At 71.7% G+C, this 14,440-nt stretch carries 15 protein-coding genes; 11 read left to right on the plus strand and 4 right to left on the minus strand.

All coding sequences use genetic code 11. The features are described from left to right. Positions 1 to 62 precede the first annotated feature (62 nt). Positions 63 to 227, minus strand: coding sequence for a hypothetical protein (locus ACFPZ3_RS28505; RefSeq protein ID WP_379517322.1), 165 nt, complete (start codon positions 225 to 227; stop codon positions 63 to 65). A 59-nt stretch (positions 228 to 286) separates the two neighbouring features. Beyond that, a complete protein-coding gene (locus tag ACFPZ3_RS28510; RefSeq protein ID WP_379517323.1) occupies positions 287 to 583 on the minus strand; it encodes an alpha/beta fold hydrolase in 297 nt (98 codons plus the stop codon). Between the two features lie 18 nt (positions 584 to 601). On the opposite strand from ACFPZ3_RS28510, the gene ACFPZ3_RS28515 reads away from it, so the two are divergent. Together ACFPZ3_RS28515 and ACFPZ3_RS28520 are read left to right on the plus strand one after the other, a co-directional pair. Beyond that, the gene (locus ACFPZ3_RS28515; protein WP_379517324.1) at positions 602 to 1,054 is read left to right on the plus strand and encodes a hypothetical protein; all 453 of its coding nucleotides are present in this window, start codon (positions 602 to 604) and stop codon (positions 1,052 to 1,054) included. After that, positions 1,051 to 1,371, plus strand: a complete 321-nt coding sequence (locus tag ACFPZ3_RS28520; protein ID WP_379517325.1) for a winged helix-turn-helix domain-containing protein — start codon at positions 1,051 to 1,053, stop codon at positions 1,369 to 1,371. The genes ACFPZ3_RS28515 and ACFPZ3_RS28520 overlap by 4 nt, the downstream gene beginning before the upstream one ends. A gap of 80 nt (positions 1,372 to 1,451) precedes the next feature. On the opposite strand, the gene ACFPZ3_RS28525 is transcribed toward ACFPZ3_RS28520, so the two are convergent. Then, entirely contained in the window at positions 1,452 to 4,619 is a 3,168-nt protein-coding gene (locus tag ACFPZ3_RS28525) for an ATP-binding protein (RefSeq protein WP_379517326.1), read from the minus strand. A 172-nt stretch (positions 4,620 to 4,791) separates the two neighbouring features. On the opposite strand from ACFPZ3_RS28525, the gene ACFPZ3_RS28530 reads away from it, so the two are divergent. Beyond that, positions 4,792 to 5,280, plus strand: coding sequence for a hypothetical protein (locus ACFPZ3_RS28530; protein ID WP_379517327.1), 489 nt, complete (start codon positions 4,792 to 4,794; stop codon positions 5,278 to 5,280). 71 nt (positions 5,281 to 5,351) lie between these two features. Here ACFPZ3_RS28530 and ACFPZ3_RS28535 read toward each other — a convergent pair whose 3' ends face one another. Beyond that, positions 5,352 to 6,548 (minus strand): lactonase family protein, encoded by a 1,197-nt coding sequence (locus ACFPZ3_RS28535; RefSeq protein WP_379517328.1) that lies wholly within the window; start codon positions 6,546 to 6,548, stop codon positions 5,352 to 5,354. Positions 6,549 to 6,938: 390 nt separating this feature from the next. Between ACFPZ3_RS28535 and ACFPZ3_RS28540 the strand changes: the two genes are divergently transcribed. The 8 genes from ACFPZ3_RS28540 to ACFPZ3_RS28575 all read left to right on the plus strand — a co-directional run. Continuing rightward, on the plus strand, positions 6,939 to 7,730 hold the full coding sequence (locus tag ACFPZ3_RS28540; protein WP_379517329.1) for an ABC transporter ATP-binding protein: 792 nt from the start codon (positions 6,939 to 6,941) through the stop codon (positions 7,728 to 7,730). Positions 7,731 to 7,745: 15 nt separating this feature from the next. Next, positions 7,746 to 8,384: an SRPBCC domain-containing protein gene (locus ACFPZ3_RS28545; RefSeq protein WP_379517330.1), complete on the plus strand. Its 639-nt coding sequence runs from the start codon at positions 7,746 to 7,748 to the stop codon at positions 8,382 to 8,384. Next, positions 8,368 to 9,222 (plus strand): HpcH/HpaI aldolase family protein, encoded by an 855-nt coding sequence (locus ACFPZ3_RS28550; protein WP_379517331.1) that lies wholly within the window; start codon positions 8,368 to 8,370, stop codon positions 9,220 to 9,222. Before ACFPZ3_RS28545 ends, ACFPZ3_RS28550 begins: the two co-directional genes overlap by 17 nt. A 13-nt stretch (positions 9,223 to 9,235) precedes the next feature. Next, on the plus strand, positions 9,236 to 10,279 hold the full coding sequence (locus ACFPZ3_RS28555; protein ID WP_379517332.1) for an amidohydrolase family protein: 1,044 nt from the start codon (positions 9,236 to 9,238) through the stop codon (positions 10,277 to 10,279). Next, positions 10,276 to 11,928, plus strand: a complete 1,653-nt coding sequence (locus ACFPZ3_RS28560; RefSeq protein WP_379517333.1) for a thiamine pyrophosphate-binding protein — start codon at positions 10,276 to 10,278, stop codon at positions 11,926 to 11,928. The genes ACFPZ3_RS28555 and ACFPZ3_RS28560 overlap by 4 nt, the downstream gene beginning before the upstream one ends. A gap of 140 nt (positions 11,929 to 12,068) precedes the next feature. Continuing rightward, positions 12,069 to 13,208 (plus strand): DUF3500 domain-containing protein, encoded by a 1,140-nt coding sequence (locus ACFPZ3_RS28565; protein WP_379517334.1) that lies wholly within the window; start codon positions 12,069 to 12,071, stop codon positions 13,206 to 13,208. Between the two features lie 43 nt (positions 13,209 to 13,251). Then, positions 13,252 to 14,115, plus strand: coding sequence for a hypothetical protein (locus ACFPZ3_RS28570; protein WP_379517335.1), 864 nt, complete (start codon positions 13,252 to 13,254; stop codon positions 14,113 to 14,115). Positions 14,116 to 14,148: 33 nt separating this feature from the next. Next, a partial coding sequence (locus ACFPZ3_RS28575) for a hypothetical protein (RefSeq protein WP_379517336.1) occupies positions 14,149 to 14,440 on the plus strand: 292 nt, incomplete at its 3' end.

A 14,440-nucleotide genomic window follows, 5' to 3' on the forward strand; every position in this document is an offset into this window, starting at 1 on the left:
AATGCCGCGCAGCCCCACCTGCCCGCGCTCGGTTTCGGTGGGATCGAGGACAGGGCAGGGGATCAGGTTCCGGCGATGGCGGGTGCCGCGAACGGCACCCGCCGGGTCAGCCGTCTTCGTGGCGCCGCCAGTGCTCCTCGAGTGCGGCGGCCACCTGGGCGGGCCGCGGCGCGGAGCGGAGCGGAGCGGTGGAGCCTGAGGATGCTCTCCTTCATCAGCGCGTCCACGTGCCGCACCATCTCCCCGGTCGGGAACCCCGTGAACGAGGATGGCAGGCACGGGAGCGTCACTCCTTGATGTGGTCGACGGCGTCGAGGATGACGGCGGTGACGGCGCCGGGTTGGGAGAGCGCCAGCGCGTGGGAGGCGCCGGGGATCTCGCGGGTTGCCCGTGCGGAGGCGCGTTCGGCCATGAAGCGCACTGTCTGGGCGGGGATGTTGAGGTCGTGCTCGCCGTAGACGAACCAGGACGGCGCGGTGTGCCAGCCGGGTTCGCTCGCGGTGAGCTCGTCGGTGAGGGCTCGTTCGGTTTTGACTTGCCTGACGGGAAAGTAGCGTGTTAACTTTCCTGCTAGGCAAGTCAAACCGTGGAGGAGTTCAGCATGAACCACACCGATGACGCTCAGGCCGGCCTCGCGGAGATCGCCAAGCGCCGCAATCAGGTCATCGACGGCGCGTCCCGCGGCCGGCACCGCGGCTGGGACGCCACCGGCATGGTCGCGATGATCGCCGGATTCGCGGCACTGGATCTTCCCGTGCCCTCGGCCCTGCAATTGAGCATCCTCGGCGTCGCCCTGGTCGCCGGTCTGACCTGCTTCACCATCGCCGGCCGGCGCAGCAGGGCGGTCATGCACCAGTCCCAGCTGACCGGCCGGTTCTGGGCCGTACTCGGCGGTATGGCGCTCGCCGGCGCCGTCCTCGCCTTCGCCGGGATGTGGCTGGTCGACCGGATCGACTTCCCGCTGCGTCACACCCTCATCGGCGTCGTCATCGCCGTCATCGTCGCGGCCGCCGAACCGCTGTACCGGGCGTTGATGCGCCGGGCGACGGCATGACCACCCCGGCCGGTTTCGACGAGCTGATCCATCCCCCGACCCGGCTGGGGTTGATGGCGCTGCTCGCGGCGACCGAGTGGGCCGAGTTCAGCTTCCTCAAGGAGAGCCTCGAACTCACCGACTCCGCGCTCTCCAAACAGATCTCCACCCTCGCCGAGGCCGGGTACGCCGAGGTCCGCAAGGAAGGCGCCGGCCGCCGGCGCCGCACCCTGGTCATGCTCACCCCGCAGGGCCGGACGGCGTTCGACGGCCACGTCGAGGCCCTGCGGCAACTGGTCGGCCGCGCATCACCGGCCTCCCCCGCACGAAAACCCTGACCGACCCGAAGGTCCTTCGGCTTCCCCACACGAAAGCCCTAGCCGACCCGGAAGCCTTCGGCCTCCCCCGCACGAAAGCCCTAGCCGACCTGAAGGTCCTTCGGCTTCTCTCGCACAAAGCCCTGGCCGGCCACGAGATCCTTCGCCCTGTGGTGGTCGTACGGTGCGCCGAGCCGCTCGGCCGTCCTCATGGCCTGCTCCGCCGCCTTCCCCGCGGCCTTGCGCCGCCCCCCGTGAGCCAGGACGAGGGCGCGGGCCCAGCCGATGCGGGCCGCGGCGCCCGGGTGGCGGGACTGGTACGCGGCCAGGTGCCGGTCGAGCCGGCGCGCCGTGGCGGCGTCCGGAGGCAGGGACACGAGCAGTTCGGCCAGCCCGGACCAGCACTCCAGCATGCCGCGCTGGGCCGACGGCAGGCGGCCGGCCAGGTCCAGCACCGCGGTCAACGCCTGCCCCGGGTCGCTCCGCCCGAGGCGGGCCGCGGCCGTGAGCAGGCGCATCTCCTGGATCACCGGCATGACCGGGCCGTCACGCAGGCCGAGTCGCTGCTCGTGGGCGCGGCGGCGGTCGGTCGAGGCGCGGGCCGCCGTCAGCACCTGGCCGATCCGTTCCGCGCTCGTCCCGTCGATCCGCAGCAGCGCCTCGGCCTGGCCGATCAGGCACCAGTGGCGGCCGATGTCGTCGCCGCCCACCCGCCTGGCCGCCTGCTCGGCCGTGTCGGCGAACAGCTCCGCCGCCTGCTCGAAGTCGCCGCGCCACAGGGCCGTCTCGGCGAGCATCCCCGCGCAGTTCTCCGCCACCCGGGGATCGAGTGTCCTGGCCCGGCACTCGGCGAACGAGCCGCGCGCCCCCTCGAAGTCCCCTGCCGCGAGCAGGTCCAGGCCCCTGGCCAGGCGGGCGCGGCCGGCGGGCTCCGTCGGGTGGTCGATGTCGCTCAGCGACCGATCGGCGAGGGCGCCGTAACGGGCGGCCAGGCGGTGCTGTCCCGCGACGCGGGCGATGGTGGCGAAGTTCGCGTACGCCTCCGCGCGCAGGGCCGGGTCCGGCGTCCGGTCGGCGGCGTTGAGCTGGCGTAACGAGGCGGCCACCATGGTGAGCAGGTCCTGCTGGTGGTAGGCCAGCCGCGCCAGGAACGTCAGCGCCTGCGCCACCTCGGCCTGCGTGGCGCTGCCTGAGCGGCGGATCGGCAGCGCGCGGTGGAGGAACTGGCGGGCGGCGGCCGTGAGGGCGGCGGCGGCGAGTCCGGGACGGGACGTCGGGAGCCGCTCCCCCACCGCGTCGAGCGCCGCCCTGGCCAGGCGGGTGGACTCGCACTCCCTGGCGAGCTGGTGCTCGCTCACCCCCGCCATCCGCAACCACCGCGCCCGCAGGTACGGGGCCTCGGACGTACGGGCGAGGTGCCGCAGGACGATGGCGCCGGACTCCTCGTACAGGCGCAGGCGCAGGCACAACACCCAGTAGCGGTCGAGGAAGCCGGGCCGGCCGGACACCGCCCAGGCCGGCCGGATGTTGTCCATCTCCGCGCCCAGCAGGCGGGTGACCTCGGTGTCGGAGGCGTCCTGGAGGGCGGCGGCGTGCCGGTCGAGCAGGCGGCTGAAGCAGGCGGCGTGCCGTTCCCGCACCGCGCGGCGTTCCCGGGGGTGCAGGTGACCGGCGGCGAACTGCTGGATGAGGGGGTGCAGGACGTACCGGCCGGACGGGGTGAGCTGGATCATGCTGTGATCCACCAGGCGGATCAGCACGCGCGGCGTGGTCCTGGCCACCTCCAGCGCGGCACGCAGCGTGCAACCGCCGCCGAACACCGACAACGCCGCCAGCGCCGCCTGCCCGGCCGGGTCGAGCAGCCGCCAGGAGGTCTCGAAGACCGTGCGCATGCAGGCGTGCCGCGACCGGGCGGCCGGCCCGTCGGCGGACAGCAGGCCGGCGTTCGCGCCGAGGCGCTGGGCCAGCTCGGCGAGCGGCACCGCGCGCAGCAGGCCGGCCGCCAGCTCGATGGCCAGGGGCAGGCCGCCGGTGGCAGCGCAGATCGCGGCGACGGGGGCGGCGTGCCGGTCCGGGTCGAACGCCGGTTGCGCCCGTAAGGCCCTGCAGACGAACAACGCCTCGGCCGCCGGGCCCGGCAGGCCCGCCACCTCGAACGTCACCTGCCCTGGCACGTCCAGGCGGCGTCTGCTGGTCGCGAGGATCCGTACCCCGGGAGCGGTGCGCATGATCCGGCCGATGACCGGGTCGAAGGCCGGCAGGTGTTCGAGGTTGTCCAGCACCAGGAGCTGCTCGCGGCAGGACAGGGCGGCCAGCAGCAGGTCAAGGGCGGGGCGCTGCGGGGAGAGGTCCACGCCGAGGCGTTGGGCGAGCGTCGTGACGGCCGCCTCAGGGCGTACCCCGGCGAAGGACACGAACGCGCACGACGACGCGGCGGCGGCGATGGCCAGGCGGGTCTTGCCGACGCCGCCGGGGCCGCGCAGGGTCACGAGGCGTTCGCGGGCCAGCAGCGCGCGCAGTTCCCTGATCTCCGTGTCCCGGCCGAAGAGGTCGGTGCGGGGTACGGGCGGGGCGGCGCGGCGTACCGGAGTCACGAGCAGCCGGCGGACGGCGGCCGTCTCCGGCGCGGGCTCCACTCCCAGGTCGTCGGCCAGGCGCCGCCGCAGGTCGTCGTAGCAGGCCAGCGCCGCGCCCCGGTTGCCGGCTCCGGCCAGCGCCGTGATCAGCAGCCGGTGCGCCTCCTCGTCGTACGGGTTCAGCTCCGCCACCAGCCGCGCCAGCCGGACGAACTGCTCGGGCGGCGCGGAGCCGGCCCGCAGCAGCAGCTCGCGCAGCAGCAGCCGGGCCCGCCCGCGCTCCGACTCCAGCCAGCCGCCGAACGCCGGGGCGTCGCAGAACTCCACGCCGTCCATGAAGTCGCCGCGCCACAACCGCAGCGCCTCGGCCACGGTGGGCGTCCTGGCCAGGTGCCCGTGGTCGACGAAGCAGCCGTCGCCGGCGAGGAAGCGTACGTGGTCGCGGGTGATGTCCAGCCACCCGCCCACCTCCTTGCGCAGCTCCGACAGCGCCAGGCGCAGGCTGCCCCGGGCGTTGGCGTCGGGCCGCTCGCCCCACAACAGCGCGGCCAGCTCGGAGCGCGGGCGCGGGCCCGGCGTGGCGGCGAGATAGCAGAGCAGGGCGCGCGTCTTGGCGGCGCGGATGCCCACCGGCCGCCCTTGGAGGGCCAGTTCCGGCGGTCCGAGCAGCAGCAGAGTCAGCGAGTCTCCCATAGACGCAGCACAGTAGGCGCGTCCCGGCCGCGTGGCTGCGCAAAAGGGCGCGGATGGAGCGTGCTGTCCGCCACTGACCTGGGCTCTCACGATGCGCTCACGCTGCCGGCCGCACTCTGATGCCGTGCTTCGCGAGGAACGCGGAACGCACGTCACACCGAGGAGAAACAGCATGCGCTCTCATAAGCTGATCCCCACACTCGCCCTGGCGGCGGGCCTGGCCGTGCCGGCGGCGGTGGTCGCGGCCCCATCCGCCGGTGCGACGGCCAGGACCCCTACGTGCCGGGTGGAACTGGACCACGTCGACGCGAACAACGTGGACGAGTCCGACGGCGTTGACGAGATCCGTGTCAATCTGGGCGGGATCATGTATCCCGCCGGCAACACCTGGGTCAACATGTGGGCCGGCGCCAGTGCCACTTCGGGGGCCTTCGGCAGCCCCAGCGCCGTGATCAGCTCCACCGGGTCGGCGCTCTACACCCTGAGCGAGGTCACCCCGCCGTGGGTCGCCGGCGGCACCACTCTCGGCACGATCAGGGCGCAGGGCGCCGTGTGCGCGGGGCTCTCCGTGGGACAGGTGGCCGGCATCACGAAGACCATCACCGGAACCGACGACACCTTCTACTCGTACTTCATCAGGCTGGAGATGACGGGGCTGTAGCCTCCCACGATCCGAAGGCCCCGCTCTGGTCCCGAAGCGGGGCCTTCAGGTCGTGCCGAGCTCCTACGGGGCTACCCGAACGTGATGCAGTCCGGATTCGGCACGGGCATGGACGTCCCGGTGTCCGTCAGCCTCCCGGACCGGGGATCGACGCCGAACAGGTTGACCGTGCTGCTCACCTGGTTCGCCACGAGCATCCACCTGCCGCCGCGGTGGATCGTGAAGCTCCAGGGCGACAGGCCGCCGCAGGGAACGCGCTGGACGAGCGTGAGCCGGCCGGTCCGCCGGTCGGTGGCGAAGACGACGATGGTGTTGTCGCCTCGGTTCGAGGCGTAGACGAAGCGGCCGTCGCGGCTCATGCCCAGCTCGCCCCCGCTCTTGACGCCGGTGTGCCCGGGTGCGTCGATGGGCAGGCTCTGGCCGGGCGTGATCCGTCCTTTCCCGGGGTCCCAGTCGAGGGCGTGGAGGTCCGCCGTCAGCTCGTTCAGCAGGTAGAGGTTGCGGCCGTTGGGATGGAACGCCAGGCGCCGCGGACCCGAGCCCGGGTTCGTCGCGTAGGAGGGCGGGCCGCTCGCCTCGCCCGCGTACGAGGGAGGGCCGCTCGCCTCGCCGGCGGACAACTCGCGGGTCGCGCGGTTGAAGCGGTAGACGAACACGCGGTCCGCGCCGAAGTCCGCGACCAACGCGTATCTGCCGCTCGGGTCCACGACCACGTGGTGCGGGTGCGGGCCCGCCTGACGTGGGTTCGGGCCGGAGCCGGTGTCCACCACGACGGACGCCGGAGAGCCGAGCCCGCCGTCCCTCCGGATCGGCAGCGCCGCGACCAGGCCCGCCGCGAAGTTCGCCGCCAGAACGGTGCCGGAGGGCTGGTCGGTGCCGATGTAGGACAGGCCGCCCGGCGTGCCCGCGCTGTCCGTCGTCACCTGGCCGATCAGGTCGAGAGCGCCGCTCCCCCGGTCGATCAGGAACGCGGAGACGGTGCCGCCGGCGTCCCCGCTGCCGACGTAGAGAACCGGTTTCGACGGGTGCTTGGCCTGCCAGCTCGAATTCACCTGCGCCACGGTGCCGAACGGGGTCATGGTCCCGGCCTCGGGGTCGAACCGGGCGCCGGTCACCTGGGCGCCCCGCCAGGTGCCGAGGTAGAGAAGTTCCTGCTTCGTGCCGGCCGCGGCCTCGCCGGTGAGCAGCGGCGCGGCGGCGGCGGAGGCCGCCAGGGCGCCCAGCACCCTTCTACGGGATGGCCGCCAGGCGTGTTCGGAGTCCCACATCGTTGCGATGACCTCTCTGTTCGCGAAGAACACCAGTCGAGGACCGCCATGTGAACGCCAAACGCTGAACCACGTAGTGCCACAGTCTGGACCGGCCGAGGACGGATTGTCTACGGCCGCCGGTCTGTACGGCTCCGCAGCCCGATGATTGTCGGACATTAGAGCCCGTTCAAGGCGGACTCTTGCAGGAATGAGTCGGCGCTGTTACGTTTCGATCAACTGCTTGTCGGACAATCCTTGAGTTGAGTGACAGGCGGCCAGACCGGCGTGCGAACGCCAGACGCACCAACCACGAGCCAGCGCACCAGCGACTGTGCGGAGCGGGTGACGCCACCCGGGCACACGCGCAGAACTTCCCTCCCGCCACTCCTGGGCGGTCAAGGAGGCACATTGTCGAACGACCATCCGGACGCACTCCGCTTCGAGCACGTCACCCTGGAGTTCCCCGGTGCTCGCCGGCCGGCCATCGAGGACGTGTCCTTCCAGGTCGGGCGCGGCAAGTTCATCGCCGTGATCGGCCCCAGCGGCTGCGGCAAGAGCACGATTCTCAACCTGGCCGCCGGGCTGCTCTCGCCGACGGAGGGCGAGGTCCACTTCAACGGCGAGCCGGTCACCACGGTCAACTCCCAGGCCGCGTACGTGACGCAGCAGGCCCACCTGCTGCCCTGGCTCAGTGTCAGGGCCAACATCGGGCTGGCGCTGAAGTTCCGCAAGGTCCCGAAGGAGGAGCGGAACGCCAGGATCGACCACTGGGTCAAGGTCGTCGGGCTCACGGGGTTCGAGGACCACTTCCCCCGGGAGCTGTCCGGCGGCATGCAGAAACGTTGCGCGATCGCGCGAGCGCTGATCTACGACCCCTCCATCGTGCTGATGGACGAGCCCTTCGGCCCGCTTGACGCCATCACCCGGCTCAAGCTCCAGCAGGACCTGCTCAACCTGTGGGAGGAGCAGAACGGCACGCTCGTCTTCGTCACGCACGACCTCAACGAGGCGATCTACCTGGCCGACGAGGTCATCGTGATGTCCGACGGGCCGGGCACGATCCGCCGCATCCTGCCCGTCCCCTTCGCGCGCCCGCGCCAGATCAGCTCCCTCGTCGAGTCGCGCGAGTTCTCCGAGCTCTACAACGACCTGTGGAGCCTGTTCAGGTCCGAGCCGCACACCACGGACGCCACGGCGTAGACGAGGGACGACACCTTGATATCGATCACGGAAGAGATCGCCGTTCCGAGTCCGCGGGCCCGCGTCTGGGAGGTCATCTCGAACCCCGCGGACGTCGTGTCCTGCATCAACGGCGCCGAACTCGGGGCGGCCCACGACGACGGCTCGTTCGACGGGACGCTCGTCGTCAAGTTCGGCGCGGTACGCGTCAGGTTCGCCGCCCAGGTCACCCTGGAACTGGCCGAGGACGAGCGGGAGGGCCGCCTGTCGGCGCGCGGCCGGGACGGCCAGCGGGCCACCCGCTTCACCGCCGAGGCCACGTTCCGGGTGGTGGAGGGCGACGGGCCCGGCGACGCGCGGGTGGCCGTGAACGGCGAGATCACCATCAACGGCAAGCTCGCCTCGCTGGTCGAGTCGGGCGCCGGGGCGGTGGTCACGCGGATGACCCGGGAGTTCTCGGACCAACTCCTCCAGCGCTGCGCCGGCCCGGTCCCGGTCGCCGAGCAGGTCGCGGCCACCACGACCGGCCAGGCGCCACGGCCCGCCGGCCTGTTCGGCCGGTTGCGCGTCTGGTGGGCGCGCCTGCTGGAACGGCGCCGACCGGCGGCGCCGGTTCCCGGCCGAGCACAGGAGCAGTCGAAAGAAGGGAGCAGTGGCAATGCCCAGGCTGAATAGGGTGATCGACGGCTTGGCGGAGGGGCGGCACGTCTTCACCTCCTTCGTCGCGCCGGATCCGGCGGCGGCCGTCGAGTTCGGCACGGCCGACTACGACGGCCTGGTCTTCGAGACCGAGCACAAACCGTGGGACGTCATCGCGCTGCGGGACAGCCTGCAGTACCTGCTGAACCGGCGCCAGATCTTCCGCGCCGACAGCCTCGCGGCCCCGGTCACCCCCCTCGTACGGATCCCCGCCAACGGCTCCGAGAAGGCGCAGTGGCACGCCAAGCAGGCCCTGGACCTGGGCGCGTACGGCATCGTGTGGCCGCACATCACCTCGGTCGACGAGGCGTACAACGCGGTCGCGGCCTGCCGTTACCCCCGGCTGCCCGGCACCCCTCGCTACGAGCCCGCGGGCCTGCGCGGCGACAGCCCGGCCGCGGCGGCGCGTTACTGGGGTGTCTCGAATGAGGAGTACTACGCCAGGAGCGACGTCTGGCCGCTCGACCCGGACGGCGAGATCCTCGTCGCCATCATGATCGAGGACCAGCGCGGCGTGGAGAACCTGCCCGACATCCTCGACCAGGTTCCGGGCATCGGCCTGGTGCTGCCAGGCGAGGGCGACATGAGCCAGGAGCTCGGGGTGCCGCGCCAGTACGACCATCCGCTCGTCATGGAGTCCAAGCGCCGCATCCTCGACGTCTGCGCCGAGCGGGGGGTCGCCGTCGGTCATCCCCACGTCACGGCCGCCAATGTCAAGCAGGTGCTGGAGGACGGCTACCGCTTCCTGATGTCGCTCCCCGTGCGCTCCTATCCGGGCCTCGACCTGGGCCGCGAGCTGACCGGCCGAGCCTGACGAGGAGACTTTCATGATCATCGACTGTCACGGCCACTTCACCACCGCCCCGCCCGCGCTCGGGCAGTGGCGGGAACGGCAGATCCGGGCGTACGAGGAATCGGGCGCGCGCGTGTCCCCCGACGACCTCCGCGTCGGCGACGACGAGATCCGTGCCGCCATCGAGCAGGGACAGCTCAAGCTGCAGCGAGAGCGCGGCACGGACGTGACGCTCTTCTCCCCGGGAGCGGGGAAGATGGCCCACCACTACGGCGACGAGCGGACCAGCCTGGACTGGTCCCTGGTCAGCAACGACCTGATCGCCCGCGTGTGCGCGCTGTTCCCCGGCAAGTTCGTCGGCGTGTGCCAGCTCCCCCAGTCGCCCGGCGACGCCCTGGCCGCCTCGGTCCGCAACAGCGTCGCCGAGCTGGAACGCTGCGTCGCGGAGCTGGGGTTCGTCGGCTGCCTGCTCAACCCCGACCCCTCCGACGGCCACTGGCAGGCGCCGCCGCTGACGGACCGGGTGTACTACCCGCTCTACGAGAAGCTGGTCGAGCTCGACGTGCCGGCGATGATCCACGTCGCGATGTCGCGGAACCCGGCCCTGCAGGGCACCTGCGCGCACTACCTCAACGGCGACACCGCCGTGTTCATGCAGCTGTGCATGTCGGACCTGTTCGCCGACTTCCCCACCTTGAAGCTCATCGTGCCGCACGGCGGCGGCGCCGTCCCCTACCACTGGGGCCGCTACCGGGGCTACATGCTGGACCAGGGCCGGCCGCCGCTGGAGGAGGCGGTGCTGCGCAACGTCTTCTTCGACACCTGCGTCTACCACAAGCGGGGCCTGGAGCTGCTGCTGGACGTCATCCCCGCCGAGAACGTGCTGTTCGCCTCGGAGATGATCGGCGCCGTCCGCGCGGTGGACCCGGAGACGGGCCGGCGGTTCGACGACACCAAATACCTCCTCGACTCCATCGACATCGATCACGAGGCGTTGTACGGCGGCAACGCGCTGCGCGTGTTCGGCCGGCTGGAGGGCGTGCTGAAAGGGACCCAGTTGAAGGAAGCGCTGACGTGAAGGTTTATGAAGTGCTCGCCCAGGCGTTCGTCGCGGAGGGCACGAGCGACGTCTTCGGCATGATGGGCGATGCCAACATGCACTGGATGAACGCGCTCGCCCAGCGCGGCGTGCGACTCTACGAGGTGCGCCACGAGGGCTCCGGCCTCGGCATGGCGGACGGCTGGGCGCGGACCGCCGGGCGCCCGGGCGTGGTGACCACGACCAGCGGGCCCGGCGTCGCGCAACTGGCCACCTCGATGATCGTGGCGAGCCGGGCGCGTACCCCGCTGGTCGCCTTCTGCGGCGAGACGGCCTGGGGAGACCAGGGCGCGGTGCAGTATCTCGACCAGCGGCGTTTCGCCGCCGCGATCGAGTGCGGCTTCGTCCACGTGTCCCGGGCCGACCTCGCGGAGGAGGCCGTGCAGCGGGCCTTCTACCTGGCCAGGACCGAGTCCCGGCCGATCATGCTCAGCGCCCCGATCGACGTGCAGAAGCAGGACTGCGAGGACGCGGACGAGTACGTCCCCTCCACCGACCTCATCCCCCAGGTCCGGTCGCTGCCCGACCCGGCCGCCGTCGAGACGGCCCGCGACATCGTCCGGGCGAGCAAGCGCGTGGTGATCATCGCCGGCCGCGGGGCGCGGCGCGCGGGCGCCGGCGAGCAGGTCCTGCGCCTGCAGGAGCGGACCGGCGCCCTGCTGGCCACCACCCTGCAGGCGAAGAACTGGTTGTGCGCCGACACCGACTACCACGTCGGCATCGCCGGCCTGTACGGCAACAAGACCGCGATGGAGCTGCTGCAGGAGGCCGACTGCGTGATCGCGGTGGGCGCCAGCCTCAACCACTACACGATCGAGCACGGCTACCTGTTCCCGGACGCCCGCTACATCCAGATCGACACGGCCCCGCACATCGTCATGGGCAACGGCGCGGTGGCCGACGCCTACATCAGGGCCGACGCCGTCACCGGGCTCACCGAACTGACCAGGGCGCTGGAGAGCCGGCCGGTCAGCCTGGAGGGCTTCCACACCGCCGAGGTGCTGCGCCGGCTGACCGCCCCGCTGGTGGCCCCCGCCGAGTTCCGCGGCGAGCCGGACCGCCTCGACCCGCGCGAGGTGATCCACGTCCTGGACGAGGAGATCCCCGGCGAGATCGGCCTGGTCCTGGGCAGCGGCCACCAGACCGACTTCGGCACCATGCTCTTCCAGCGCTCCCGCGAGGTCCTGTCGAACTACGGCATGTTCGGCGCCATCGGCCAGGCCCCGCTGCTGACCATCGGCTCGATCGTGGCCAACGGCAACAGGCCCGCTTTCGTGGTCGAGGGCGACGCCAGCTTCCTGATGCACCTGTCGGAGTTCGAGACCGCCTGCCGGTACGACCTGCCGATCCTGGTCGTCGTCATGAACGACGAGGGCCTGGGCGCCGAGTACCACAAGGCGCGGGCCAGTGGCCTGGATCCGGAGCTCGCCGTGATCCCCACCCCTGAGCTGGGCTCGGTCGCGGCGGCGCTCGGCGGCGGCGGCGCCACGGTCAGGACGCCGGAGCAGTTGCGCGCCGCCCTCGCGGAGTACGTACGCGCCCCCCGGCCCTCCGTGATCGACGTCCGGATCACCCGCGACGTGGTCAGCGTCCCCTACCGCCGGCTCCTGCACGGCGAGGACGTGTGAGATGCGCACGCCGACGGCCGTCTTGAGCGAGGACATGTGAGATGCGCACGCCGAGGGCTGTGCTGGGCGAGGACGTGTGAGATGCGCACGCCGACGGTCGTGCTGGGCGGGGACGGAACGCAAGACGGAGGGAGGCGGCGATGACGGGATTGCGGCAGCGGGGCGACGCCCCCACGCGGCGACCGGCCGAGTTCACGCCGGAACTGCTCGCGAAGATCGACTGGCGGCGGCGCGCGGCCGCTGAGCCCTTCCGCGGGGTGGCCACGTCGGACGGCGTGCGGCCGGGACTGTTCCCGCTGCGCGCCACCGGCCTGGATGTCAGCGGTGTGCGCCGGGCGGCGGAGGACTACCTGACCGCGCTGACGTCCCCCGAACTGGCGCAGGGCCGATTCGCCATCGACGACGTGTCCTGGCGGCACTGGGCGAACGGCGCCCGCTACTTCCTGCGGCACGGCCTGTGCCTGGAGAGCCTCGACGGCGACAGGCGCGGCAAGGCGCTCGACATCGTCCGCCGCAGCCTCAGCGCGTACGGATACGCGCAGGTCATCGACATGATGCGGCTCAATCTGACCATCGGCGAGCTGCGCGGCGAGGAGCACCTGCTCAACGAGTGGCTCTACTGGTTCAGCCTCTACGGATCGCCCGAGAAGGGCGGCCCGTGGGGCTGGCAGCTCGACGGCCACCACGTGGGCGTGAACTGCGTCGTCGTCGGCGACCAGATGACGCTCACGCCCACCTTCCTCGGCGCCGAACCGGTGATCGCCGAATCCGGCAAGTACGCCGGAACCACCGCCTTCCGCCGCGAGGAGGCCGTGGGTCAGCAGCTCTTCACCAGCCTGACCGACGGGCAGCGGACCCAGGCGGTGATCGCGGAGGAGATGCCGCCCGACCTGTTCGTCGGCGCCTTCCGCGACAACCACGAGCTGAACTACGCGGGCCTGCCGCTGGGCGAGCTCGCCGGGCCGCAGCGCGCGATCGCCTCCGACCTGATCGGCCTGTACGTCAACCGCGCCCGCGACGACCAGGCCAGGCTCCGCATGGAGGAGGTCCTGGCCCACGAGGAGGAGACGTACTTCTCCTGGATCGGCGACGCGGACGACGTCTTCTACTACCGCATCCACAGCCCGGTGATCCTCATCGAGTTCGAGCACCAGGCCGGCGTCATGTTCGACAACGACACGCCGTCGCGCCGGCACATCCACACCGTGGTCCGCACGCCGAACGGCAACGACTACGGCATCGACCTGCTGCGCCGCCACCACGAGAGGTTCCACCGGTGACCGGGCCCGGCGGCGGTGCACGCCCATCAAGGAGGAAGCGCACGTGAAGTTGGTTCTGGGTCGCGACGATCTCGCGGCAGCCGCGGAGTCGGCCGTCCGCGAGGTCGGCACGGAGGCGGAGCGGCTCGACATTCGCCCGGTGAGCAAGGCCGCCCGCGGCATGATCGGCGAGTCGTCGGCGGACATCTGCGAACTGCCGATCGTGACGCTGCTGCAGGCCGTCGCGCACGACAGGCCGGTGGTCCTGCTCCCGGTCACCGCGCTCGGCCGCTTCCAGCACCAGACCCTGGTGACCTGCGGCGACCTGACCGTCGCTGACGTCGAGGGCCGCAGCGTGGGCATCCGCTCCTGGAGCCAGACCACCGGCGTCTGGGTGCGCGGCTTCCTCACCGAGCAGTACGGGGTCGACCTGCGCGAGGTCGACTGGGTGGTGTACGAGGGCGGCCACGTGGACGGGCAGCACGACCCGTCATGGGTGCGCCGCGCCCCCGAGGGGGCCCGCCTGCAGCCGGACTTCCTCGAAGGCCGACTCGACTTCGGGATCATGGGCAACGAGCTGCCGGAGGACGACCGCATCCGCACCGCCATTCCCGACGCCGCGCAGGTCGCCGCCGCGTGGTCGAGGGACAAGGGGTTCGTCCCGGTCAACCACGTCGTGGGCGTCGGCGAGAAGGCGGCGCGCGAGCACTCTGCCGCCGTCTGCGCGGCGTACGACGCGCTGCATGAGGTGCTCGCCACCTCACCTGACCTGCACCCGGTGGGTTTCGAGGCGCTGCGCGGCCCGGTGTCGCAGGCGGCGGCGTACGCGCTGGAGCAGGAGGTGCTGCCGCGGCCGGTGGACTTCGACGACCTGGTCGCGCGCTCCTGCGAGGCCCTCGGCGTCCCGCCGTCGCGCCTGGGCGGCTGACGCGAACCCATGACACCTACGGAAAGGCAGGCAATGGAGAAGCTCTCGGTGGCCTTCGGGGAGTACCCGCACGCGCAGGCGCTGCTGAACGGTGACGTCGAGGTGGACGGGTACCGGATCGAGCCGGTGGAGGTGCGGCCGATCATCGCCGCGTACCGCCGGATGATCAGGGACCTCGAGTTCGACGTGTGCGAGCTGGCGCCGGTGTCGTACCTGATGGCCCGCCAGGCGGGGGTGCCGCTCACCGCGATCCCGGTGTTCCTCAACCGGCGCTTCCACCACGAGGACGTCCAGTGCGCCGCGAGCTCGGGCATCCGGGCGCCGC

This window comes from Nonomuraea insulae (genome assembly GCF_042656245.1).